The organism is Sphingomonas pokkalii, from assembly GCF_003096275.1.
Classification (GTDB): domain Bacteria; phylum Pseudomonadota; class Alphaproteobacteria; order Sphingomonadales; family Sphingomonadaceae; genus Sphingomonas; species Sphingomonas pokkalii.
On record NZ_QENQ01000001.1, the window covers coordinates 2,825,871 to 2,848,703 of the forward strand.

Below are 22,833 nucleotides of genomic sequence, written 5' to 3' on the forward strand. Positions count from 1 at the left end.
AAGGGGCCATCCGATTCCGTGATCCAGCTTCTCGCCTTTTACCTGTTCGCGATCATCGTGTGCGTCTCCGGCGCCTGCACGATCCTGTCGCGTAACCCGGTACATTCCGTCCTGTGGCTCATCCTGGCGTTCTTCAACGCCGCGGGCCTGATGGTGCTCGTGGGCGCCGAATTCATCGCCATGCTGCTGGTGATCGTCTATGTCGGCGCGGTCGCGGTGCTCTTCCTGTTCGTCGTCATGATGCTCGACATCGACTTCACCGAGCTCCGCGCGGGCGTGATGAAGTACGCCGCGGTCGGCGCACTGCTCGCGCTGGCGCTGGTCGCCGAGATCATCGTCGCGGTGGGCGCCTGGAGCGCCGGCACGCTGGCGCTCGGCCGCCGCGTCGCCCCGGTGCAGGACGGCGTGCCGAACATCGAAGCGATCGGCCAGCTGCTCTACACGCGCTATCTGTTCGTGTTCGAAGGCGCCGGTTTGGTGCTGCTCGTCGCGATGATCGGTGCGATCGTGCTGACCTACCGCAAGCGCAGCGACGTGCGGCCGCAGAACATTGCGCGCCAGAACGCCCGCCGCGCCAAGGATGCCACCCGTAACATGAACCCGGCGGTCGGGCAGGGGATGGATCTGTGATCACGCTCACCCATTATCTGGTCGTCTCGGCCATCCTGTTCACCATGGGGGTGCTCGGCATCTTCATGAACCGGAAGAACCTGATCGTCATCCTGATGGCGATCGAGCTCATCCTGCTCAGCGTGAACCTCAATTTCGTCGCCTTCTCGTCGTTCCTGCACGACCTGGTGGGCCAGGTGTTCGCGATGTTCGTGCTGACCGTCGCTGCCGGTGAGGCCGCGATCGGCCTTGCCATCCTGGTCATCTATTTCCGCGGTCGCGGCACGATTTCGGTCGACGACGTCAATCGGATGAAGGGCTGATGTCGCCTATCCTGATCATCGTATTCCTGCCGCTCCTCGCGGCAGCCGTTGCGGGGCTCGTGAACAAGTCGTTCGGCGCCGCGCTGCCCAAGATCGTCACCACGGGCTCGCTGTTCGTGGCGTGCGGCCTGTCCTGGCCGATCTTCCTCTCCTACCTCAGCGGCTTGGCCGCGCCGACGGTCACCCCGGTGCTGCACTGGATGACGTCGGGCACGATGAGCTTCGCCTGGGAACTGCGCGTCGACGCGCTCACCGCGGTGATGCTCGTGGTGGTCACCAGCGTCTCGGCGCTCGTCCACCTCTATAGCTGGGGCTATATGAGCGAGGAGCCGGACCAGCCGCGCTTCTTCGCGTACCTGAGCCTGTTCACCTTCGCGATGCTGATGCTCGTGACCGCGAACAACCTGGTGCAGATGTTCTTCGGCTGGGAAGGCGTGGGTCTCGCGTCCTACCTGCTGATCGGCTTCTGGTTCCGCAAGCCCAGCGCCAATGCCGCCGCGATCAAGGCCTTCGTGGTCAACCGCGTCGGCGACCTCGGCTTCATGCTCGGCATCTTCGGGGTGTTCCTGGTGTTCGGCACCGTCGACATCCCGACGATCCTGGCGGCGGCGCCGAACCATGCCGGTTCGACGATCGGCTTCCTAGGCCACCGTTTCGACACGATCACCGTGCTCTGCCTGCTGCTGTTCGTCGGCGCGATGGGCAAATCGGCCCAGCTCGGCCTGCACACCTGGTTGCCGGACGCGATGGAAGGTCCGACCCCGGTGTCGGCGCTGATCCACGCCGCGACCATGGTGACCGCAGGCGTGTTCATGGTCTGCCGCATGTCGCCGCTGTTCGAGCAGAGCGCGGTCGCGATGCACGTGGTGATGGTGATCGGCGCGGCCACCTGCTTCTTCGCCGCCACCGTCGGCACGACGCAGACCGATATCAAGCGCGTGATCGCCTATTCGACCTGTTCGCAGCTCGGCTACATGTTCTTCGCAGCGGGCGTCGGCGCGTACGGCGCGGCGATGTTCCACCTGTTCACGCACGCCTTCTTCAAGGCGCTGCTGTTCCTCGGCGCCGGCTCGGTGATCCATGCGATGCACCACGAGCAGGACATGCGCTATTATGGCGGCCTGTGGAAGAAGATTCCGCTGACCTACGCGGCGATGATGGCGGGCACGCTCGCGATCACCGGTGTCGGCATCCCCGCGCTGTTCGGCAATCCGGTGGCGTTCGGCTTTGCCGGCTTCCACTCGAAGGACGCGATCATCGAAGCGGCCTTCGCTTCGGGCAACACGGGCGTGTTTTGGGTCGGCGTGGTCGTCGCGCTGCTGACGAGCTTCTACTCGTGGCGCGTGGTGTTCCTGACCTTCCACGGCAAGCCGCGCTGGGCCGCGTCCGAGCACATCCAGCACGCGGTCCACGACGCGCACGGCCACGGCCATGACGATCATGCGCACGACGACCACGCTCATGCGCACGCCGCGAATAGCCATGACGATCACCACGCGCACGATCACGGCGACGGCACGGCGGGCTACCACCCGCACGAGAGCCCGCTGGTCATGCTGATCCCGCTGATCCTGCTGTCGATCGGTGCGGTTGCCGCCGGCTTCGTCTTCCACGGCGCGTTCATCGAACCGAGCGCGGGCGAGACCTATTGGCACGGCGCGCTAGCCTTCAACGAGCATTTGATGCACGCGATGCATGAAGTGCCGGTGTGGGTGAAGCTCTCGGCCACCGTGGCGATGCTGCTGGGTCTGGGCACCGCGGTGTTCGCCTATATCGTTTCGCCGGGCTTCCCGGCGGCCTTCGCCGAGCAGGTGCGTCCGCTGTATCTGTTCCTGCTCAACAAGTGGTATTTCGACGAGCTCTACAACCTGCTCTTCGTGCGTCCCGCATTCGCCATCGGGCGGCTGTTCTGGAAGCGCGGCGACGAGCAGACGATCGACCGGTTCGGCCCCAACGGCGCGGCGCGCCTGGTGCAGTTCGGAAGCTTCGGGGCCGTCAAGCTGCAATCGGGGTATCTCTACACCTATGCTTTCGTCATGCTGATCGGGCTCACGGCCGCGCTCACCTGGGTCATTGCGAGGTGATGGACAAATGACCGGCTTTCCGATCCTTTCCGTCCTGCTCGCCGTCCCCGCGATTGCCGCGGTGCTCTGCCTGTTCGTCGGTGCACAGGGGGCGCGGTGGAGCGCGCTCCTCGCGACCCTCGTCAATCTCGCGCTGGGTGCCTGGCTCTGGACCCAGTTCCAGCATGGCGACGGCGCCCCGCAATGGCAGTTCGTCGAGCATGTCACGCTGTTCAAGATGGGCGGCGTGGAGTTCTCCTGGGCGCTCGGCATCGACGGCTTCGCCTTCCTGCTGATCGAGCTCTCGCTGTTCCTGATGCCGATCTGCATCGGCGCCAGCTGGCTCTCGGTCACCAAGCGCGTGCCGGAGTATATGGCGGCGTTCCTCGCGACCGAAGTGCTGATGATCGGCACCTTCGCCGCGCAGGACCTGTTCCTGTTCTACGTCTTCTTCGAAGGCGGCCTGATCCCGATGTACCTGATCATCGGCATCTGGGGCGGCGTGAACCGCATCTACGCGTCGTACAAGTTCTTCCTGTACACGCTGCTGGGCTCACTGCTGATGCTCATCGCCATGATCTTCATGGTGCTGAACACCGGCACCACTTCGATCCCGGTGCTGATGGCGCATGACTTCCCGGCCAACTGGCAGACCTGGCTGTGGCTGGCCTTCTTCGCCTCGTTCGCGGTGAAGATGCCGATGTGGCCGGTCCACACCTGGCTTCCCGACGCGCACGTCCAGGCGCCGACCGCAGGCTCGGTCATCCTGGCGGGCGTGCTGCTGAAGCTCGGCGGCTATGGCTTCCTGCGCTTCTCGCTGCCGATGTTCCCGGTCGCCTCGGTGCAGTTCATGTGGCTGGTGTTCGCGCTGTCCTGCGTGGCGGTGGTCTACACCTCGCTCGTGGCGCTGGTGCAGAGCGACATGAAGAAGCTGATCGCCTATTCGTCGGTCGCCCACATGGCGATCGTCACCATGGGTCTGTTCGCCTTCAACGCGAATGGCATCGACGGTGCGATGATGGTGATGCTGGGCCACGGCGTGGTCTCGGGCGCGCTCTTCCTGTGCGTCGGCATCATCTATGACCGTCTGCACACTCGCGAGATCGACCGGTACGGCGGCCTGGCGATCAACATGCCGCGCTATGCCGTGCTGTTCCTGCTGTTCACCATGGCCTCGATCGGCCTGCCGGGCACCAGCAACTTCGTCGGCGAATTCTTCAGCCTCGCCGGCGTGTACCAGGTCTCGACCTGGACCGCGCTGATCGGCACCACCGGCATCATCCTCGGTGCCGCCTATATGCTCTACCTGTTCCGTCGGGTGGTGTGGGGCGACCTGACCAAGGACGATGTGAAGGCGATGCCCGATCTCGACGGTCGCGAAGTAGCGATGCTGGTCGCATTGGCTGCCGTGGTGCTTTGGATGGGTGTCTACCCGACCAGCTTCACCGCCCCGATGCACGCCGATGTCGCGCGGCTGACGCAGCGCCTCGACAGCGCCGCGCACACCCTGTCGATCAGCGACTCCAAGCCCACGCCGGGTTCGCCCAAGGCGGCGCCCGCCCATGAAGCCTCCGCGCACGAGGGGGCGCACTGATGTCTTATTCCACGCAACTCCTCATGACCCTGCCCGAGCTGGTGCTTGCGGCGGGATCGATCGTCCTGATGCTGGTCGCCGCCTGGGGTGGCCAGGCATCGACCAAGCTGGTGAGCTGGGCCTCGGTGGCGCTGCTCGCCGGCGCCGGCATCGCGCTGGCCGGTCCGTCCTCGACCGGGGGCGCGGCGTTCGGTGGTCTCTACCATGCCGATGCCTTCTCGGCCTTCGCCAAGGTTGCGATCTATGTCGCCGCGGCGGTGTCGATCCTGGTTGCGCCGGGCTTCTTCCAGCGCACCTCCGGCGACGATCTGCGTCCGGAATATCCGGTGCTGATCCTGCTTGCGACCATCGGCATGGGCATGATGGTCTCGGCGGGCGACCTGCTGAGCCTTTATGTCGGTCTCGAGCTGCAGAGCCTTTCGGCCTATATCCTCGCCAGCTTCATGCGGCGGGACACGCGTTCGGCGGAAGCGGGCCTGAAGTATTTCGTGCTGGGCGCGCTGGCCTCCGGCATCCTGCTCTACGGCATCAGCCTGGTGTACGGCTTCGCCGACACGACGCTGTTCGACGGCATTGCCGAGGCGTACAGCGCGGGTACCAGCGGCAGCCAGCATACCGGCCTGCTGTTTGGCCTGGTGTTCGTGTTCGCCGGTCTCGCCTTCAAGATCTCGGCCGTGCCGTTCCACATGTGGACGCCGGACGTGTACGAAGGCGCGCCGACCCCGGTCACCGCCTATTTCGCCTCGGCGCCCAAGGTGGCGGCGGTGGCGATGGCGGTCCGTGTCGCGATCGACGCGATGGGCCCGGCGATCTTCGAATGGCGCCAGATCGTGATCTTCGCCTCGCTCGCCTCGATCATCTTCGGTGCGGTGGCGGCGATCGGCCAGACGAACATCAAGCGGCTGCTCGCCTATTCGTCGATCAACAATGTCGGCTTCGCGCTGATCGGCCTTGCCGCCGGCGGCGAGGAAGGCGTGGCCAGCGTGCTCGTCTACATGGCGATCTACGTCATCATGACGATCGGCAGCTTCCTCGTGGTGCTGCAGATGCGCGGGCAGGATGGTGAGCAGGTCGAGAGCATCGCCAGCCTTTCGGGCATGTCGCGCACCCGTCCGGGTCTGGCGGCGGCGCTGGCGATCTTCATGTTCAGCCTTGCCGGCATCCCGCCGCTGCTCGGCTTCTTCGCCAAGCTGGGCGTGTTCATGGCGGCGGTCCATTCGGGCCTCTGGATCTTCGCGGCGGTGGGTGCTGCGGCCTCGACGATCGGCGCCTATTACTACCTCAAGATCGTCAAGACGATGTACTTCGACGAACCGGCCCCGGCGTTCGCAGGCAAGACCGATCTGGTCGAGGGTGGCCTGATCGCGATCAGCGCGGTCATCATCTCGCCGATCGGCTGGCTGGTGTTCGGCGCCCTCGGCACCTGGTCGCTGGTCGCTGCGAAGGCGCTGTTCTGACCCCTGTGATCCGGACCGTCGCCGAGACGGGATCGACCAATGCGGACATCCTTTCCCTGGCGCTCACGGGCGCCGGGGAAGGGCTTTGGCTTCGGGCCGAACGCCAGACCGCCGGCAAGGGCCGTCAGGGGCGCGCCTGGGTCTCGCCTGCGGGCAATCTCTACATTTCCACGCTGGTCCGGGTGCGCCCGACCGATCCGTCACCGGCGACGCTGGCGCTGCTCTCGGCCGTTGCGCTGGAAGAAGCGGTGCGGGCGTTCGGTGTTTCGCCGATGCTCAAATGGCCCAACGACCTGCTGGTAGGCGGCGCCAAGCTCTCCGGCATCCTGCTCGAGCGGGCAGGCGACGCCATCGCGGTCGGCATCGGCGTCAATCTGGCGGCAGCGCCCGACGGCCTCGACCGTGCCGCGACCAGCCTGGCCGCGCAGGGCGTGACCGTCGCGCCTGACATCTTCGCCGAGGTGCTCGCCGAGAGCTTCGGCCGCTGGCTGGAGCGCTGGCGGGGCGAGGGCATGTATCCGGTGCGTGAGCGCTGGCTCGCCAGGGCGCATCCTGAGGGCACCGCGCTCACCGCGCGCCTCTCGGACGGAAGCAGCTTCGACGGCCTGTTCGGCGGGCTGGATTCGAGCGGGGCGATGATCCTGCGCTTGGCCGACGGCACGACCCGTGTCATTCACGCGGGCGACGTGTTCCTGCTGTAACTAAGGAGAGGAGAGGGCGATGCTGCTCGCGATCGACGCCGGCAATACCAATGTCGTGTTCGCGCTGGTGGACGGCGGCGAGATCCGCGCCCGCTGGCGCATCGCCACCGATCCGCGCCGCACCGCCGACGAATATGCCGTATGGCTCAGCCAGTTGCTGGCCTTGGAAGGCTATGATCGCGCCGCGGTGACCGGGGTGATCGTCGGCACGGTGGTGCCGCGCGCGCTCCACAATCTGCAGGTGCTCGCCAGCAAATACTTCAAGACCGAGGCGGTGATCGCCGGCAAGGGCAGCGCCGAATGGGGCTTTGCGCTGGACGTCGACGAGCCGCAGAACCTCGGCGCCGATCGCGCGCTCAACGTGCTCGCCGGCCATGCCCGCCACGCCGGCGACCTGATCATCATCGACTTCGGCACCGCGACCACCTTCGACGTGGTCGATTATCGCGGCGCCTATAAGGGCGGGATCATCGCGCCGGGCATCAACCTCTCCCTGGACGCCCTGGTCACCGCCGCCGCCAAGCTGCCGCGCATCGCCATCTCCGCGCCCGAGACGGCAAGCGTGGTCGGCCGCAACACCGTCGATCAGATGCATATCGGCATCTACTGGGGCTATGTCGCGATGATCGAGGGGCTGGTCGCGCGGCTGAAGGCCGAAGTGGGCAGGCCGCTCAAGGTTATTGCGACGGGTGGGCTGGCGATTCTCTTCGAAACGCATACATCGGTGTTCGATACGATCGAGCCCGATCTCACCATCCAGGGCTTGGCGATGCTGTGGGAACGCAGCCAGCAAGGAAATTAAGTGACCCCAAGAAACGAACTGCTCTTCCTCGCCCTTGGCGGCTCGGGCGAGATTGGCATGAACGTCAATCTCTATGGCTGCGACGGCAAATGGCTGATGGTCGATTGCGGCATCACCTTCGGCGATGCCAGCTATCCGGGCATCGACGTGATCCTGCCCGACCTCCAGTTCATCGAGGACCGGGTGGACGATCTGCTCGGCATCGTGCTGACGCACGGGCATGAAGACCATATCGGTGCGCTTCCCTATCTCGCCGCCGATCTGGGCGTGCCGCTCTACGCGACGCCGTTCACCGCGGGCCTGATCCACGGCAAGCTGGCCGAGGAAGGCATTGAAGACCGCGTCGAGCTCAACGTCGTCAAGGAAGAGGGGCCGTTCGACATCGGCCCGTTCACGATCACCTATACGCCGCTCGCCCACTCGATCCCCGAGGGCAATGCGGTGCTGATCGAGACGCCCTACGGCAAGGTGTTCCACACCGGCGACTGGAAGCTGGATGAGGCGCCCTCGCTGGGCGGTTCGGCGACGGCCGAGGAACTGACCGCGATCGGCGACAAGGGCGTGCTCGCGCTGGTGTGCGACTCGACCAACGTGTTCAACCCCGAAGCCTCGGGTTCGGAAGCGGACGTGCGCAAGGGCCTGGACGAGGTGGTCGCCGGCGCCAAGGGTCGCGTGCTCGTCACCACCTTCGCCTCGAACGCCGCGCGGCTGCAGACGCTGGGCGAAGTCGCCCGCGATACCGGCCGCGAGCTGTGCGTCGCCGGGCGCTCGCTCGACCGCATCATCCGCGTCGCCAAGGCGACCGGCTATCTGCGCGACTTCCCCGAGCTGATCGACTTCGACAAGGCGATGACGCTGCCCGCCTCGCGCGTGCTGATCGTCGCCACCGGCGGCCAGGGCGAGCCGCGCGCCGCGCTCAACCGCATTGCCGAGGGCAGCCATGTGCTCAAGCTCCATCAGGGCGACCTGGTGGTGTTCTCCTCCCGCCAGATCCCGGGCAACGAGATCGCGATCGGCAAGATCATGAACACGCTCGCCGACAAGGGCGTCGACATCATCACCGACCGCCAGGCCTTTGTGCACGTCTCGGGCCATCCGGGTCGCCCCGAGCTGGCCGAGATGTACAAGTGGATCCGCCCGGAGATCATCGTGCCGGTCCACGGCGAGATCCGCCACATGCACGAACAGGCCCGCTTCGCGCTGGAGCAGGGCGTGCCCAAGGCGGTGCAGCAGCAGAATGGCGAGATCATCCGCTTGGCGCCGAACGGCCCGGCCAAGATCGGCCATGCGCCGGTCGGTCGTCTCGTTCTCGACGGTGACGTGATCCTGCCGGCCGACGGCGCGACGATGGGCGAGCGCCGCCGGATCGCGCTCTACGGCCAGATGTCGGTCGCGGTGGCGATCGACCGCAAGGGCAAGCTGCTCGGCCAGCCGCAGATCCGCATCCAGGGCGTGCCGGTGGAAGAGGACCGCGAGGACCTGATCGACGCCGCCGCCGATGCCGCCGCCGAGGCGGTGAAGAAGGACTGGCGCGATCGCGAGAAGCTGCGCGAGACGCTGCGCCTTGCGGTGCGGCGTGTCGCGGTGCGCTTCACCGGCAAGAAGCCGGTAGTGGACGTGCTGCTGATCGAGGCGTAACCTTCCCCCATGAAGTGGCAGTCGGCGCTCGCGATCTATACGCTCTTCTGGGCGATGTCGGTGTTCTTCGTGCTGCCCTTCGGGGTCCGGACCAGCGAGGAGGCGGGCGTGCCGCTCGTCCCTGGGCAGTCGCCGAGTGCGCCGCACGACTTCCGGCCGATGCGCATCTTGGTGCGCACGACGATCGTCGCGACGGTGCTCTTCGGGGCGTTCTACCTCAATTACATCTATGGCTGGGTGACGGCCGATATGCTCGATTGGGTGCATTAGCGCCTGTTGGGGGCAGGCCGCACTGCCTCGCTGGCATCGTATAACTAGCGGGAAAGCAAAATTTTTCTGCTATAGTGGGGAAATGCTCGATCTTCCGTCCGTGCACTGCGAACTGCGCGCCGCAATCGACGAACTCGAAGGCCTGACCGCGCAACAGCACTGCCCCCAGGCGGCGATGGCCGCGTTGCGATACCGCCTGATGCGGCTCAGCAGGGCGCGTAGCAAGCTGGTCCGGGCGCTGTGCACGCGGTTGCAGGAGGAAGCGACGAACGATGCCGCCGTGCTCGCGCTTATCGCACTGGTCCCGGCAAGTCGCAGGCTGTCCAGCACGCATATCTCGACCTGGACGCTTCGCCGCGTCGCCGCCGATTGGCAGGGTTATTGTCGGGCTTCCGCGATCATGCGGGCGGCCATGCGGCGTCAGATCGATGCCGAGGCCGCCGCGCTCTACCCCCATTTGCGGCTCCCGCCCGTAGCGGAGCCTTCTCTTCCGCACGGCGACTGAACGCGCCCGCATCGGGGCGGCGCCTGCCGCCCTGCCTCGGCAGCGTCAGGTCCGCAGGCGTTCGATCGCCTGGGCCAGCGCGACATAGAGCTTGCCGGCATCGGAAGAGAGCAGGGTCACCGCCAGCGGATGGCCCTCGCGTAGCGCCAGCGCCTGTCGCAGCATCGCTTCGAAGTCATGGACGTATCGGTTCACATGTTCGCGGAAGCCCTCGTCCTGGCCATAGATGCGGTGCAGCTCGCGGGCCTCGTGTGGGGCGAGGAGGCGCACCGCGCGGCGCGTGAACACGCCGCGATCCCCTTTGAGATAGGCCGCCCAATCGGCATCGGGGACGTCGGTGGAGAAGGTCTTGGCAAGATCGATCGAGGTCGCGTTCAGCGCGTCGATCAGCAGCGTCATGCGATGGGCGAAACCCTCCGCCTCGGCATGGTTGCGTGCGGCGCTGGCGTCCTCGATCCGGGCCTGCGCCTCGACGTTCGCCGCCTCGATCGCCGCCAGTTGCTCCCGCAAGGCCGCTGCCGCGCGCTCCGCTTCGGTGATGCTGTCGGCAGCGGCGTGCATGAGCGTTTCGAGCTGGTTCTGCACGGCCCGTTCCACCGCATGCTCGACGGTGGCGGCGCTCGCTTCGCGCAGCGTGCGGTCCACGGACGGCAGGATCGCATCGATCGCTTCGCGGGCGCGATCGGCAGCCTTGTTCGCGCTGTCCCGCACGCCCATCAGCGTCTGGATCAGGTCCGGCGCCGCGGTATCGGTGAAATAGCGGGCATTATCGATCGCCTGTTCGACCAGCCGGTGCAGCGTCTCCGCCTGCTCGCCGCCGCTGCCCAGCGTTTCCAGCAACGTCGCCTGCGCCTTGGCAAGGGCGTCCTCCTGCTGCCCGATCGCATTGCGAATGGCTTCGACGGTGTCGTGGGTCGATTCCGCAGCGGTGACGAGTGCGAGCAGCTCCGGGCTGGACCGGGCGATATGCTCCCGGGTTTCCTCGATCCGCGCGTCCAGCCGCGTCAGCGAGGCAGGCATCGTTTCGTCCATCTCGCGAGTCGCCGCGTCGAGGCCGGTGATCAGCGTTTCGGTGGTGGCGATCACCAACCGCGCCGTGGATTCGCCGGCCCGCATCGAATCGGTCATGGCATCCATCGACTGGTGGAGTGTACCGAGCGATGCGGACAGTGCCTCCGTCCGCTGCAATCCAGCGGCATGCAGCACCTCTAGCTCGCGGTCGAAGCGCTGGGCGCCATCGGAAAGGCGGGCGAACAGGGCATCGCCGCGCCGCTGCTCCTCGCTGAGGCGGGCGGAGATGCGGATAATGGCGTCCTCGATCGCCGCGATGCGCTCGCCCATCGCGGCGATGCTTTCTGCGCCGGCGCGTTCCAGCGCGGACTGGTTGGTGGCCAGCATCGCCAATATCGCTTCGCCCTGGGCCGCAATGCCCTGGCGCGACTGGTCCACCGCCTGCGCTGCGCGATCGAGCACATCATCGACTTGGCGGGACATCTGGTGCGAAACCTGTTCCAGGCGGCCGCTCGCGGCTTCGGTCGACGCTTCCATGCGGGAGATATGCGCCGCAAGCCGCTCTGCCGCACCACCGGCAAGACGATCGGCCTCGCGGCCGCGTTCGGCGAGTGCGGCAACCTGCACGTCCAGCGCGGTCGCGTGCCGGCTGGCTTGCAATCCGGCCATATCTACCCGTTCGGCCAGGTCGCGCATCTGGTCCTGCGCGCGGGGCAGCGAGGAAAGGACGATGGCGACACGTTGTTCGGCCTGGCCCGTCGCGTCGGAAAGCAGTTCGGCACTGGCGACGATCGCTTCGGCCTGCTGCGCGGCGGCGGTTGCCGCATGGGCGATTCGTTCGGCCGCGGCGTCGGCGAAATGGGTAAGCTGTGCGGCCTGCTCGGCAAGCGTGGCCTGCTGCTCGGTCAGTCGGGCGGTGAGTTCGGCGGTGACCCCACCGATATGGCGGGCCTCCGCGCGCATCGCGCCCGCCATGGCGGCGAAGCGGCGCGCCTCGGCACTGCTGGTGCGCAGCGCGACGAGATAGAGCAGGGCGACGATGCCAGCAGGAACGCAGAGCGCGGCGAGCAACTGTACCCGCTCGACGGGCGAAAGTGCGCCCTGCAGGGCGGGCAGGGCGATCCAGATCATTGCCCCCGTCGCGGCAAGGCCGATGGCGATCGCCAGTGCTGGCGCCCACCGGTCCAGACCGCGTACGATGGCCTCGTCCGGCCATTGCGCTTCTGCCGGTTCGGCGGTGATGGCGGTGAAATGCGTCTCTGCCGCTGCCTGCGCTTCGGCGGGCGCGGGATGGTTCGGCGCGGATTCGGCGGTGTTGCCCCCAGTCATGGATCGCACTCTACCAGTTTTGCGCACGGTACCAAGGGCAGGCCGGAAACGATCCGTTAACGTCGTGCCCCGTACAGGTTGCGCATGGCATATGAATCCGGTGCGATCGATGCGACTCTGGCGGCTGCGGTGGGTGACGAGCCCGCGCTGATCGCTGAGTTGCGTACCGCGTTTCTGGATAGCGTGCGGAGTTCGGTCGATATGATGCGGTCTTCGCGCGGCGCCGAAGATTGGGCTGGCGCTGCGCTGCGACTGCAGAGCCTGGCTGGCAGCTTCGGCGCCGTACAATTGATGGCGCTTGCCGAAGAAGCCGTGCGCCGCAGTTCGCAGGATGGCGTGCTGCTGCGCCGTATCGAACGCGCAGTCGAGCGCCTTTAGCCTGCACAATCAGTCTGCGGCAGCGGATTCCGGCTCGAATCGGTTGTTCCGCCAGTTGCGGACATAGGCGGAGCCGATCGGCGCATCGACCAGATCGATCCAGCTGTCATCGGCGTTGAGGACCGAGCCGATGCTCGTCCATTCGGTCGCGCGCGCATCAATCGCATTTTCGTCCGCCACGCCGCGAAAATCGCCGCGAATGCGCCAGCCGCTATCTGCGGGCTCACCCTGTTCGTTGGGCAGGCCGGCCTCGCGATAGAGATAATGGACCGCCAGCCCATCCCGCAGCACGCAGGAATCGACCAGGCAGCGATCGTCATACAGGCGCCGCACCGGCGCGGAGGGTGGGCGAACCACATGGGCGTTGCCCCAGCGCAGATCGATCACGTCGCCGCGACGACAGCGAATCACGCTCCCAGGTCGCAACTGCGGCATGTCGAGCGGCGCGTTATCGAGCCGGCCGGTGAGCTTTTCGCCATCGACATGGGTGATTTTCACCCACATCCGTTCGGCGGCGAACTCGGCAGAGGCCGGAACCGATTGGAAGATGAGTTTTACGAGGTCGCCGGGCATCAACGCCAGCACTTCATTCTCGTTGGGCAGGAAGAAGGTATAGGGCGCCGCCTCTGCGATGGGGCGCGGGTCCGTGATGCGGTAGCTGCCGAATAGCCGTCGTTGCCACCAGGAAAGCTTCGAGCGGAGTGTATTCATCGCATTGCGCTCAACGCACGCATCGCCGCATCGATCCCGGCAAGCGTGAGTGGAAACATTCGGTCTCGCATCAAGGTGCGGACCATCGAAACCGAGTGCGAATAGGCCCAATGCGCCTCCGGCAATACATTCAGCCACACCGTCGCGGGATATGTATCCACCACGCGCTGCAGCCATAGTGCGCCGGGTTCTTCGTTCAGATGTTCCACCGATCCCCCCGCTTGGGTAAGCTCATAGGGGCTCATCGCGGCATCCCCGACGAAGACGATCTTATAGTCGGGGCCGAATTTCCGCAGGATCTCAAGCGTCGGCGTGCGTTCGCTGAAGCGGCGGCGGTTGTCCTTCCAGACGCCTTCGTACAAGCAATTGTGGAAATAGAAGAATTCCAGGTTCTTGAACTCGCTGGTCGCGGCGGAGAACAGCTCTTCGCACAGCTTTACGAACGGATCCATCGATCCGCCGACGTCCAGGAAAAGCAGCAGCTTCACGGCATTATGGCGCTCCGGCCGCATCCGCACGTCCAACCAGCCCTGGCGAGCGGTACCTGCGATAGTCGCATCGAGATCGAGTTCGTCGGCGGCGCCTTCGCGGGCGAATCGGCGCAGCCGGCGCAGCGCCACCTTGATGTTGCGGGTGCCCAGTTCGCGGGTTGAATCGAGGTTGCGGAAGTCGCGCGCTTCCCAGACTTTTACCGCGCGCTGGTGCTGGCCGGCCCCGCCGATCCGCACGCCTTCGGGGTTGTAGCCGTCATTGCCGAAAGGCGAGGTGCCACCGGTCCCGACCCATTTGCTGCCGCCCTGATGACGCGCATGTTGTTCGGCGAGCCGCTCCCGCAGCGTCTCCATGATTTTTTCCCAGGATCCCAGCGATTCGATCGCGGCCCGCTCTTCTGGGGTCAGGAATTTCTCCGTGACGGCGCGGAGCCATTCGTCCGGCAGGTCCATCGGCGCCAATCCAGTCGGCGAGGCAATGCCGCGAAACACTTTGGCGAAGATCTGATCGAAGCGATCGAGCAGGCCCTCGTCCTTCACATAGGTGGCGCGGGATAGATAGTAGAAGGCTTCGGGCGTCGGATCGATCACTTCACGATCCAGTGCTTCCAGCAGGAGGAGGTGTTCCTTCAGGCTGGCGGCGATGCCGGCGGCACGCAGTTCATCGAGAAAGGCGAGGAACATGCCGGCAGTGTACGGGAAGGGGGCTCCCTGCGTCCACTCCGTTGACCGCCGGAGGCCCCCGGCCGGCCGTGGTGGCTATTTCTGGCGGCGTGCCATGAAGGCGAGGCGTTCGAACAGCATCACGTCCTGCTCGTTCTTGAGCAAGGCACCGTGCAGCGGCGGGATCGCCTTGCTCGGATCGCGTGATTGCAGCACTTCCAGCGGCATGTCTTCGTGCAGCAGCAGCTTCAACCAGTCGAGCAGCTCGCTCGTGGACGGCTTCTTCTTGATGCCGGATACCTCGCGCACCTCGTAGAACAGGTCGAGCGCGCGGCTTACCACCAGCTTCTGAATGCCGGGGAAGTGCACATCGACGATCGCTTGCATCGTCTCGCGATCGGGGAATTTGATGTAGTGGAAGAAACAACGGCGCAGGAACGCGTCCGGCAGCTCCTTCTCGTTGTTCGAAGTGATCACGACGATCGGGCGTTCGGCTGCGCGCACCGTCTCGCCGGTTTCGTACACATGGAATTCCATGCGATCGAGCTCCTGGAGAAGATCGTTCGGGAACTCGATATCGGCCTTGTCGATCTCGTCGATCAGCAGCACGGGCAGGGCAGGGCTGGTGAACGCCTCCCACAGCTTGCCCTTGCGGATATAGTTGCCGATGTCATGGACCCGCGGATCGCCGAGCTGGCCATCGCGCAGCCGGGCGACCGCGTCATACTCGTACAGGCCCTGCTGCGCCTTTGTCGTCGACTTGACGTTCCATTCGATCAACGGTGCGCCAACCGCCTTGGCGATCTCATAGGCTAGCACTGTCTTGCCCGTGCCGGGCTCGCCTTTCACCAGCAGGGGGCGGCGGAGGGTGACGGCGGCGTTGACCGCGACCTTCAGGTCGGCGGTTGCGACATAGCTTTGGGTGCCTTCGAAACGCATGTGCGAAGAGTGGGCGCAAAGGCGCGCGGACGCAACCCGTCCGCTCAGCCGCGTTGGCGTGCGCTTGCACGGGCCTCGAGCAGGTCCCACAGCGCACGATGCTGTGCGAAGAGCTGCTGCGCACCAAACAGCATCGCCCGCTCCAGCGCAGGTTCGCGGATGAGCGCATCGACCACGCTAACCGTCTCCGCTGCAATCGGCAGCGCGGCCGGGGACGGGAGAACACCGAAGTTGGCGGCCGCGAGATCGAGCATCGCCCGGATCGATACCCAATCGATCGCAAGCGCGATTGCCGCCCCGGTGGCGCAGCCGGCGCGGTCGGATTGGGCGAGCATGTCGAGCGCATGGCGCTGGGCAGCGGCGGCGGATTCACTTTCCGCATGTCCCGGCGTTCGCGGTAGCGGCCCGGCGGCGGCGGACAGGCGCACCAGGCGAGTCCGTTCTCCGACAAATGCGTCGGCCGCGGCCTCGATCCAATCTTGTTCCAGCGGGCGAACCGCGTGGTGGCGGGCGTGATCGATCAATCCGGGATGACGACCATGGAGCCGAGCGATATGATGCACGGCATCCGCCAGGTCTCGTAGCGGCGCTTCGCCACGGATCAGCGCGTTCAGGTGCGGGTGCGTGCTACTGCCATCGCTGGCCGCAAGGATCCCCATCGCTCCCCAAGCGCCGGCCAAGGATATGGATTTGACGATATCGACCGGCATCATGTTCCTCGGATGGATCAAGCATCACATTGCTGTTGCCAGCAACCTGTCGTCGCATACCGGGGGATACCGAAGCGCGTAGAAAGATGGTTACGGGAAAATTAAACTTGAACTCGACAAAAAAGGGGCCCCGCGATCATCATCGGGGGCCCTTCTTGCAAGGTTACTGGTCGAGGAAGCTGCGCATCTTGCGGCTGCGGCTCGGGTGCTTCAGCTTGCGAAGCGCCTTGGCCTCGATCTGACGAATGCGTTCGCGCGTCACCGAGAATTGCTGGCCGACTTCTTCCAGCGTGTGATCGGTGTTCATGCCGATGCCGAAGCGCATGCGCAGCACGCGCTCCTCGCGCGGGGTGAGGCTCGCCAGGACGCGGGTGACCGTTTCCTTCAGGTTCGCCTGGATCGCCGCATCGACCGGAATGATCGCGTTCTTGTCCTCGATGAAGTCGCCCAGATGGCTGTCTTCCTCGTCGCCGATCGGCGTTTCGAGGGAGATCGGCTCCTTGGCGATCTTCATCACCTTGCGCACCTTCTCAAGCGGCATGCTCAGGCGCTCCGCCATTTCCTCGGGCGTGGGCTCGCGGCCCTGCTCGTGGAGGAACTGGCGGCTGGTGCGCACCAGCTTGTTGATCGTCTCGATCATGTGCACCGGAATACGGATGGTGCGCGCCTGATCGGCGATCGAGCGGGTGATCGCCTGGCGGATCCACCAGGTCGCATAGGTGCTGAACTTGTAGCCGCGGCGATATTCGAACTTATCCACCGCCTTCATCAGGCCGATATTGCCCTCCTGGATGAGATCCAGGAACTGCAGGCCGCGATTGGTGTATTTCTTGGCGATCGAGATCACGAGGCGGAGATTGGCCTCGACCATCTCCTTCTTCGCGATACGCGCCTCGCGCTCGCCCTTCTGCACCATGTTGACGATGCGGCGGAACTCGGTGAGCGTCATGCCCGTCTGCTGGGCGATCTCGCTCATCTCGGTGCGGATGCGATCGACGGCGCTGCCTTCGTTCTCGACAAAGGCCTTCCATTTCTTGTCGAGGCCGACCACGGTCGGCAGCCAGTTCTCGTCCAGCTCGTGATCGACATAGCGATCGAGGAAGTCCTTGCGGCTGACCTTGTGGCGCTCGGCGAGACGCAGCATCTGGCCACCCAGTGCCGTCAGGCGCCGGTTGAAGCTGTAGAGCTGGTCGACGAGATATTCGATCTTCGCCTGGTGGAACTGGACGCTCTCCACTTCGGCAGTCAGCTCCTCGCGGAGCTTGTTGTACTTCTTTTCCTCGGCAGCCGGAAACTCCTCGCCGGCCGACATGGTGTCGAGCCGCTGCTGTTGGACCTTGCCGAACTTCTTGTAGATCGCGGTGATGTTGGCGAACTTCTCGAGCGCCTGCGGCTTCAGCTGCTCTTCCATCTGGGCGAGCGAGAGGGTGTTGTCCTCCTCCTCGTCGTCCGAGGGACGGCGGGCGCGGCGTTCGGTCAGCTCGTCATCCTCGTCGGATGCGACTTCCTCGGGCTCTTCCTCTTCCTTGAAAGTCGGGCCGGTGCTCGATTCGCTGATCTCGCCATTGTCGTCCTCGGCGCCCTCGACCTGCTCGGCCGACGGACCCTTGGAGAGCATGGCGTCGAGATCGAGGATCTCGCGCAGCTGCATCGTGCCTTCGTTGAGCGCGGTCGACCAGCCGATGATCGCGTTGAACGTGATCGGCGACTCGCAGAGCCCCAGGATCATCGTATCGCGGCCGGCTTCGATCCGCTTGGCGATCGCGATTTCGCCCTCGCGGCTGAGCAGCTCGACGGCGCCCATCTCGCGCAGGTACATGCGCACCGGATCGTCGGTGCGATCAACGGTTTCCTTCTTTTTCGCAACCTCGAAGGCGGGCGCGGAATCGTCGCCCGATTCGGCGCTTTCCGAATCATCGGCCGAATCATCCTCCGCCTCGGAGTCTTCTCCGGCGTCTTCATTCTCGACGACGTTGATGCCCATGTCGTTGAGCGCCGCCATGACGTCCTCGATCTGCTCCGAGGTCATCTGATCCTGCGGCAGCATCTCGTTGAGCTGGTCGACGGTGATGTAGCCGCGCTTTTTCGCGCGCGCGACCAGCTTCTTGATCGAACCCTCGTTCAGGTCGATCAGCGGCGCGTCACCTGCATCGATCGTGTCATCACCGCCGCTGCCATTCGCCTTCGCCATCAAATGCCCTCAAAATACGATGGCGGCAATTTTACACCGCCTCTATTCCTCAAAAACGCCGTCGTCCGCAAGCATCAGATTGGCAAGCCGATCCTGAAGCTCCTGCCGCTGTCGCGAAAGCGCCACCTGGCGGGCAAACGCTTCCTCCGTCACGTCCCGCATCAGCGATGCCGTCGCCTCCGCAAGTGCTGCGTCGACAACGGGTTGCGCCGTCATCACCGCAATCGCCTCGCTCAGATCGTCGCGCGCCTTCATCACGTCGGCCTCGGGCCGCGTGAAGGAGAAGGGGAGCGTATCTGCGCCGAGCAACGCACCTGCCGCTGAATCGAAACCGGACGTCGACAATATGGTGCGGAAATCGTCGCTATCAAGTTGGCGCAGATTGGGCGTTGTCATCGCGATGTCCACCACCGATTCGAACAGTCGCGCCAGCGGCCCGGATCCGCTGCGCAGGCTCCCCAGCACTTCAAGATGCCGGGCGATCTCGCCCGGGTGTCGGACCAGTCCTGCAAGCACCGCGCGGGCCAGGATGGGATCGAGTCCGCTCGCCTGTACGCCGCGGATCAGATGTGACGGGGGTGCCTCAGGCGGCTGCCAGCCGCCGCGGGCGTTGCGGGTGCCGCGTGGCTGTTGACGAGCAGTGGCGGGGCCGCGTTGATCCTTGCGGAATTCGCGGGGGCCACGGCCGAACTGCTGGTCGGCGCGTGCTCGGAATTCCGCGATATATTCGTGCTTTACGTTTGGATCTTGAATTTGCTCGGCAAGCTCGGTGAGGCGGCGTTTGAGGCCGGCGCGCTGCTCGGGCGTGTCGAGCGGACCGGCCGACACTTCGCTGGCCCACAGCCGATCGACCAGCGGCTCGGGCTTGGCGAGGAGCGCTTCGAAGGCGGCCGGGCCCTGCGAACGGACGAGATCGTCCGGGTCCAGCCCTTGGGGCAGGGTGACGAAGGCGAGGCTGCGGCCGGGTGCCAGCATCGGCAGCGCGCGGTGGGCGGCACGCAGTGCTGCCTTCTGCCCGGCGCTATCGCCGTCGAAGCAGAGCAGGGGGACTTCGGACAATCGCCACAGCCGTTCGAGCTGGTGTTCGGTCAGCGCGGTGCCGAGCGGGGCGACCGCCTCGCCAAAGCCGGCCTGGGCGAGCGCGATCACGTCCATATAGCCTTCGACCGCGATCACCCGATCGGCCTTGCGCGCGGCGGCCTGGGCGCGATCGAGATTGTAGAGCGTCCGGCCCTTGTCGAAGAGCGGGGTTTCCGGCGAATTGAGGTACTTGGGCTCACCTTCTCCGATGATTCGTCCGCCGAACGCGATCGTCCGGCCGCGCACGTCGCGGATCGGGATCATCAGTCGGCCGCGGAACCGATCGTACGATTCCTTGCCCTCGACGGCGATCAGCATACCGGATTCGACCAGCATCGCGTCGCCGTACGCCTTCAGCGCCTCCTTGAGCTTGCCGCGCGAATCGGGGGCGAAGCCAAGGCCGAAGGTCCGGGCGGTCTCCGGCGTGATGCCGCGGCGCTGGAGCACGGCGCGGGCCTCGGCGCCTTCGATGCCGTTCAGCCGCTCGGTGAACCAGGTGGCGGCCTCGCCCATCAGCTCGTGCAGGCCACGCGCGCGCTCGGCCTTTTCGGCGGCGCGGCGGTCCTGCTCGGGCATGTCGAGCCCGGCGGCCTGCGCCAATTCCTTCACCGCATCGATGAAGGGCAGGCCGCGCTGGTCGGTCATCCAGCGGATGGCATCGCCATGCGCGCCGCAGCCGAAGCAATGGTAGAAGCCCTTGTCGTCGTTGACGTAGAAGCTGGGGGTCTTCTCGTTGTGGAACGGGCAGCAGGCGCGAAACTCCTTGCCCGCGCGCTGCAGCTTCACCGACTTGGCGATCAGCGTGGACAGCGTGGTGCGGGCGCGGAGCTCGTCGAGAAAGGCGGGGGTTAGGGACATGGGGCTAGCTGCTCCCCCTCCCGCGAGCGGGAGGGGGCTGGGGGGTGGGCCCCCGCTCCATGCTGGGCGAAGCAGCCGCGAGAATAGCCTGCAACACGCCCTCCATATTCGACGTCAAATCATTGTTCCAAAAGCGGATCACGCGGTAACCTTCAGCCTCGATCCGGCGCGTGCGCTCGGCATCGGCGACGGTCACCTCGATATGCTGGCTGCCGTCAAGTTCCACCACCAGCTTAGCCTTGCGACATGCGAAATCGGCGAAGTGCCCCGCAATCGGCATCTGCCGGCTGAACTTCAGCCCGGCCAGCTGCGACTTCCGCAGCTTCGACCACAGCAGCTCCTCCGCCGCCGTGGGATCATTTCGCAGTTCGCGCGCCCGCTCGGTCGGCCTGTCCAGCCGGAAGTGGGGGCCCACCCCCCGGCCCCCTCCCGCTTGCGGGAGGGGGAGCGCAGAGCGGTCCCCGTCGTCCATCTCAGCTCAGCGCTGCCTTCACCAGCGCGCTGGCCTTGCTCATGTCGAGCTGCGCCGCGTGGCGGCCCTTCAGCTCCGCCATCACCCGGCCCATGTCCTTCATGCCCGACGCGCCCAGTTCCGCCTTGATCGCCTCGATCGCCGCGCTCGTCTCCGCCTCGCTCATCTGCTGCGGCAGGAAGCGCTCGATCACCACCACCTCGGCCGCCTCGGCGTCGGCCAACTCCTGCCGTCCGCCCTTCACATACATCTCGATCGATTCGCGGCGCTGCTTGACCATCTTCTGCAGCACCTCGACGACCAGCACGTCGTCGTCCTCCGGCGCCTTGCCGGTGCGGGCCTCGATGTCGCGGTTCTTGATCGCGCTCTGGATCAGGCGGATCGTGGCGGTCGACGCCTTGTCCCCGCCCTTCATGGCGGTCACCAGCGCAGCCTTGATGTCGTCGCGAATCATTCGTGGTCTCTCGATCTTGTCCGGGAAAGCGCGGAGACATAGCCGACCCGCACAAAACTTAACAGATTGACGCACCCGCCCATGGGGTCTAGCGGGCGGCCCTTAGCAACATCGCAAAACCCAAAGCAGGAGTGCCCGCCCCAAATGGCCGACGCCAAACCCTTGTCCATGCCCGTTGGAGCCACGGGCGTTCTGGTTCTGGCGAGCGGCGAGATATTGTGGGGTCGAGGATTCGGTGCCGAAGGCGATGCCGTCGGCGAGGTGTGCTTCCACACCGCGATGACCGGCTATCAGGAGATCATGACCGATCCGAGCTTCGCCGGCCAGATCATCAACTTCACCTTCCCGCATATCGGCAATGTCGGCGCCAATCCCGACGACATCGAGGCCGATGATCCCCATGCGCTGGGCATGATCGTCCGCCAGGACGTGACCGATCCGTCGAACTTCCGCAGCACCGAGCATCTCGATGCCTGGATGGCGAAGCACAAGCGGATCGGCCTGTCGGGCATCGACACGCGCGCGCTCACCCGCCGCATCCGGCTGGGCGGCGCGCCGAACGGCGTGATCGCGCACTCGAAGTCCGGCAATTTTGACCTCGACGCGCTGCTGGAGAAGGCGCGCGGCTGGCCGGGGCTGGAGGGCATGGACCTCGCCATCACCGTCTCGTGCGAGACGCATTTCGGCTGGGAAGGCGGCGTGTGGCGCCTTGGGGTCGGGTATGAAAACACCTCTCCCCTCCCGCTTGCGGGAGGGGCCGGGGGTGGGCGCCCGGCCTCCTCGACCGACACCGCTGGTGGAGAGGGTGGGCCCACCCCCAACCCCCTCCCGCAGGCGGGAGGGGGCTTAAAGAAGCGCCCGCAGGTCGTCGCGATCGACTATGGTTCGAAGCGCAACATCTTCCGCAACCTGGTCCAGGCCGGCGCGGACGTGACCGTGCTGCCCGCCACCGCGACCTTCGAGCAGGTGATGTCCTTCAACCCGGACGGCTTCTTCCTCTCGAATGGCCCGGGCGATCCCGCGGCAACCGGCGAGTACGCCGTGCCGGTGATCCGCCAGATGCTCGAGACCGGCAAGCCGCTGTTCGGCATCTGCCTCGGCCACCAGCTGCTCGGCCTCGCGGTGGGCGCTGAGACCACCAAGATGTTCCAGGGCCATCGCGGCGCCAACCATCCGGTCAAGCGGCTGGAAGACGGCGCGGTCGAGATCACCTCCATGAACCATGGCTTCGCCGTCGAGCGCGAGAGCCTGCCGGCCAATGCCCGCGAGACGCATGTGTCGCTGTTCGACGGCTCCAACGCCGGCATCGAGCTCACCGACCGCCCGGCGTTCAGCGTGCAATACCACCCCGAGGCCAGCCCGGGCCCGCAGGACAGCCTCTATCTGTTCGAGCGGTTCGTGGAGATGATGGGAGCGCAGCGTTGAAGCTTGTGGCCAAGATCTTGGTCTTGGCCAGCATCGTTGTTGCTCTGTCCATTGCTGCCTTTGTTTGGTTCCTAGACAGGACGTTAGGAAGCGGGTCGTGTTCCACCACCGTCTACCAGCAAGCCAAGGGATCGGAAGGTTTACTCGCAAGAGTTCAGA

21 protein-coding genes are annotated in these 22,833 nt (G+C 65.5%); 12 read left to right on the plus strand and 9 right to left on the minus strand.

Annotation, left to right across the window (positions count from 1 at the left end):
- Positions 1-18 precede the first annotated feature (18 nt).
- The 10 genes from DD559_RS12945 (at position 19) to DD559_RS12990 (ending at position 9,962) form a co-directional block, all read left to right on the plus strand.
- Positions 19-630: an NADH-quinone oxidoreductase subunit J gene (locus tag DD559_RS12945; RefSeq protein WP_116469537.1), complete on the plus strand. Its 612-nt coding sequence runs from the start codon at positions 19-21 to the stop codon at positions 628-630.
- Positions 627-932: an NADH-quinone oxidoreductase subunit NuoK gene (gene nuoK / locus DD559_RS12950; RefSeq protein WP_116469538.1), complete on the plus strand. Its 306-nt coding sequence runs from the start codon at positions 627-629 to the stop codon at positions 930-932. Before DD559_RS12945 ends, nuoK begins: the two co-directional genes overlap by 4 nt.
- Positions 932-3,016 (plus strand): NADH-quinone oxidoreductase subunit L, encoded by a 2,085-nt coding sequence (gene nuoL, locus DD559_RS12955; protein WP_116469539.1) that lies wholly within the window; start codon positions 932-934, stop codon positions 3,014-3,016. The genes nuoK and nuoL overlap by 1 nt, the downstream gene beginning before the upstream one ends.
- Before the next feature lie 7 nt (positions 3,017-3,023).
- Positions 3,024-4,589 (plus strand): NADH-quinone oxidoreductase subunit M, encoded by a 1,566-nt coding sequence (locus tag DD559_RS12960; protein WP_116469540.1) that lies wholly within the window; start codon positions 3,024-3,026, stop codon positions 4,587-4,589.
- On the plus strand, positions 4,589-6,046 hold the full coding sequence (nuoN, locus tag DD559_RS12965; RefSeq protein ID WP_116469541.1) for an NADH-quinone oxidoreductase subunit NuoN: 1,458 nt from the start codon (positions 4,589-4,591) through the stop codon (positions 6,044-6,046). The genes DD559_RS12960 and nuoN overlap by 1 nt, the downstream gene beginning before the upstream one ends.
- Before the next feature lie 5 nt (positions 6,047-6,051).
- Positions 6,052-6,747, plus strand: a complete 696-nt coding sequence (locus DD559_RS12970; RefSeq protein WP_116469542.1) for a biotin--[acetyl-CoA-carboxylase] ligase — start codon at positions 6,052-6,054, stop codon at positions 6,745-6,747.
- A gap of 19 nt (positions 6,748-6,766) precedes the next feature.
- Entirely contained in the window at positions 6,767-7,549 is a 783-nt protein-coding gene (locus DD559_RS12975) for a type III pantothenate kinase (protein ID WP_116469543.1), read from the plus strand.
- The gene (locus DD559_RS12980; RefSeq protein WP_116469544.1) at positions 7,550-9,187 is read left to right on the plus strand and encodes a ribonuclease J; all 1,638 of its coding nucleotides are present in this window, start codon (positions 7,550-7,552) and stop codon (positions 9,185-9,187) included.
- A gap of 9 nt (positions 9,188-9,196) precedes the next feature.
- The gene (locus DD559_RS12985; RefSeq protein ID WP_116469545.1) at positions 9,197-9,457 is read left to right on the plus strand and encodes a DUF1467 family protein; all 261 of its coding nucleotides are present in this window, start codon (positions 9,197-9,199) and stop codon (positions 9,455-9,457) included.
- An 82-nt stretch (positions 9,458-9,539) separates the two neighbouring features.
- A complete protein-coding gene (locus DD559_RS12990; protein WP_116469546.1) occupies positions 9,540-9,962 on the plus strand; it encodes a hypothetical protein in 423 nt (140 codons plus the stop codon).
- Between the two features lie 45 nt (positions 9,963-10,007).
- Here the strand turns inward: DD559_RS12990 and DD559_RS12995 are convergent, their stop codons facing one another.
- On the minus strand, positions 10,008-12,302 hold the full coding sequence (locus DD559_RS12995; protein WP_116469547.1) for a hypothetical protein: 2,295 nt from the start codon (positions 12,300-12,302) through the stop codon (positions 10,008-10,010).
- An 84-nt stretch (positions 12,303-12,386) separates the two neighbouring features.
- Here DD559_RS12995 and DD559_RS13000 point away from each other — a divergent pair, with 84 nt between their 5' ends.
- Positions 12,387-12,680, plus strand: a complete 294-nt coding sequence (locus DD559_RS13000; protein ID WP_116469548.1) for an Hpt domain-containing protein — start codon at positions 12,387-12,389, stop codon at positions 12,678-12,680.
- A gap of 9 nt (positions 12,681-12,689) precedes the next feature.
- On the opposite strand, the gene DD559_RS13005 is transcribed toward DD559_RS13000, so the two are convergent.
- The 8 genes from DD559_RS13005 to DD559_RS13040 all read right to left on the minus strand — a co-directional run bounded on the left by DD559_RS13005 (position 12,690) and on the right by DD559_RS13040 (position 21,249).
- Positions 12,690-13,391: an immunity protein Imm33 domain-containing protein gene (locus tag DD559_RS13005; RefSeq protein ID WP_116469549.1), complete on the minus strand. Its 702-nt coding sequence runs from the start codon at positions 13,389-13,391 to the stop codon at positions 12,690-12,692.
- A complete protein-coding gene (locus DD559_RS13010) occupies positions 13,388-14,566 on the minus strand; it encodes a vWA domain-containing protein (RefSeq protein ID WP_116469550.1) in 1,179 nt (392 codons plus the stop codon). Before DD559_RS13010 ends, DD559_RS13005 begins: the two co-directional genes overlap by 4 nt.
- 75 nt (positions 14,567-14,641) lie before the next feature.
- Complete coding sequence (locus tag DD559_RS13015; RefSeq protein ID WP_116469551.1) at positions 14,642-15,484, minus strand: AAA family ATPase; 843 nt, start codon at positions 15,482-15,484, stop codon at positions 14,642-14,644.
- A gap of 44 nt (positions 15,485-15,528) precedes the next feature.
- Entirely contained in the window at positions 15,529-16,143 is a 615-nt protein-coding gene (locus DD559_RS13020) for a DUF6975 family protein (RefSeq protein WP_240610248.1), read from the minus strand.
- 214 nt (positions 16,144-16,357) lie between these two features.
- Positions 16,358-18,385, minus strand: coding sequence for an RNA polymerase sigma factor RpoD (gene rpoD / locus DD559_RS13025; protein ID WP_116469552.1), 2,028 nt, complete (start codon positions 18,383-18,385; stop codon positions 16,358-16,360).
- Between the two features lie 42 nt (positions 18,386-18,427).
- Entirely contained in the window at positions 18,428-20,323 is a 1,896-nt protein-coding gene (gene dnaG / locus DD559_RS13030; protein WP_116469553.1) for a DNA primase, read from the minus strand.
- Between the two features lie 4 nt (positions 20,324-20,327).
- Positions 20,328-20,738 (minus strand): endonuclease domain-containing protein, encoded by a 411-nt coding sequence (locus DD559_RS13035; protein WP_240610249.1) that lies wholly within the window; start codon positions 20,736-20,738, stop codon positions 20,328-20,330.
- Between the two features lie 58 nt (positions 20,739-20,796).
- Positions 20,797-21,249, minus strand: a complete 453-nt coding sequence (locus DD559_RS13040; protein WP_116469555.1) for a GatB/YqeY domain-containing protein — start codon at positions 21,247-21,249, stop codon at positions 20,797-20,799.
- A 144-nt stretch (positions 21,250-21,393) separates the two neighbouring features.
- Between DD559_RS13040 and carA the strand changes: the two genes are divergently transcribed.
- On the plus strand, positions 21,394-22,674 hold the full coding sequence (gene carA / locus DD559_RS13045) for a glutamine-hydrolyzing carbamoyl-phosphate synthase small subunit (protein WP_116469556.1): 1,281 nt from the start codon (positions 21,394-21,396) through the stop codon (positions 22,672-22,674).
- The last annotated feature ends 159 nt before the right edge of the window (positions 22,675-22,833 follow it).

Bases quoted from the DNA above. Each gene is read 5' to 3' on its own strand.
- nuoL (WP_116469539.1), top strand. From the start codon at position 932: ATGTCGCCTATCCTGATCATCGTATTCCTGCCGCTCCTCGCGGCAGCC.
- DD559_RS13010 (WP_116469550.1), bottom strand. From the start codon at position 14,566: ATGTTCCTCGCCTTTCTCGATGAACTGCGTGCCGCCGGCATCGCCGCC.
- DD559_RS13040 (WP_116469555.1), bottom strand. From the start codon at position 21,249: ATGATTCGCGACGACATCAAGGCTGCGCTGGTGACCGCCATGAAGGGC.
- dnaG (WP_116469553.1), bottom strand. From the start codon at position 20,323: ATGTCCCTAACCCCCGCCTTTCTCGACGAGCTCCGCGCCCGCACCACG.
- DD559_RS13000 (WP_116469548.1), top strand. From the start codon at position 12,387: ATGGCATATGAATCCGGTGCGATCGATGCGACTCTGGCGGCTGCGGTG.
- DD559_RS12975 (WP_116469543.1), top strand. From the start codon at position 6,767: ATGCTGCTCGCGATCGACGCCGGCAATACCAATGTCGTGTTCGCGCTG.
- DD559_RS12960 (WP_116469540.1), top strand. From the start codon at position 3,024: ATGACCGGCTTTCCGATCCTTTCCGTCCTGCTCGCCGTCCCCGCGATT.
- nuoN (WP_116469541.1), top strand. From the start codon at position 4,589: ATGTCTTATTCCACGCAACTCCTCATGACCCTGCCCGAGCTGGTGCTT.
- DD559_RS12985 (WP_116469545.1), top strand. From the start codon at position 9,197: ATGAAGTGGCAGTCGGCGCTCGCGATCTATACGCTCTTCTGGGCGATG.
- DD559_RS12995 (WP_116469547.1), bottom strand. From the start codon at position 12,302: ATGACTGGGGGCAACACCGCCGAATCCGCGCCGAACCATCCCGCGCCC.
- DD559_RS12990 (WP_116469546.1), top strand. From the start codon at position 9,540: ATGCTCGATCTTCCGTCCGTGCACTGCGAACTGCGCGCCGCAATCGAC.
- carA (WP_116469556.1), top strand. From the start codon at position 21,394: ATGGCCGACGCCAAACCCTTGTCCATGCCCGTTGGAGCCACGGGCGTT.
- DD559_RS13015 (WP_116469551.1), bottom strand. From the start codon at position 15,484: ATGCGTTTCGAAGGCACCCAAAGCTATGTCGCAACCGCCGACCTGAAG.
- rpoD (WP_116469552.1), bottom strand. From the start codon at position 18,385: ATGGCGAAGGCGAATGGCAGCGGCGGTGATGACACGATCGATGCAGGT.
- DD559_RS13005 (WP_116469549.1), bottom strand. From the start codon at position 13,391: ATGAATACACTCCGCTCGAAGCTTTCCTGGTGGCAACGACGGCTATTC.
- DD559_RS13020 (WP_240610248.1), bottom strand. From the start codon at position 16,143: ATGGGGATCCTTGCGGCCAGCGATGGCAGTAGCACGCACCCGCACCTG.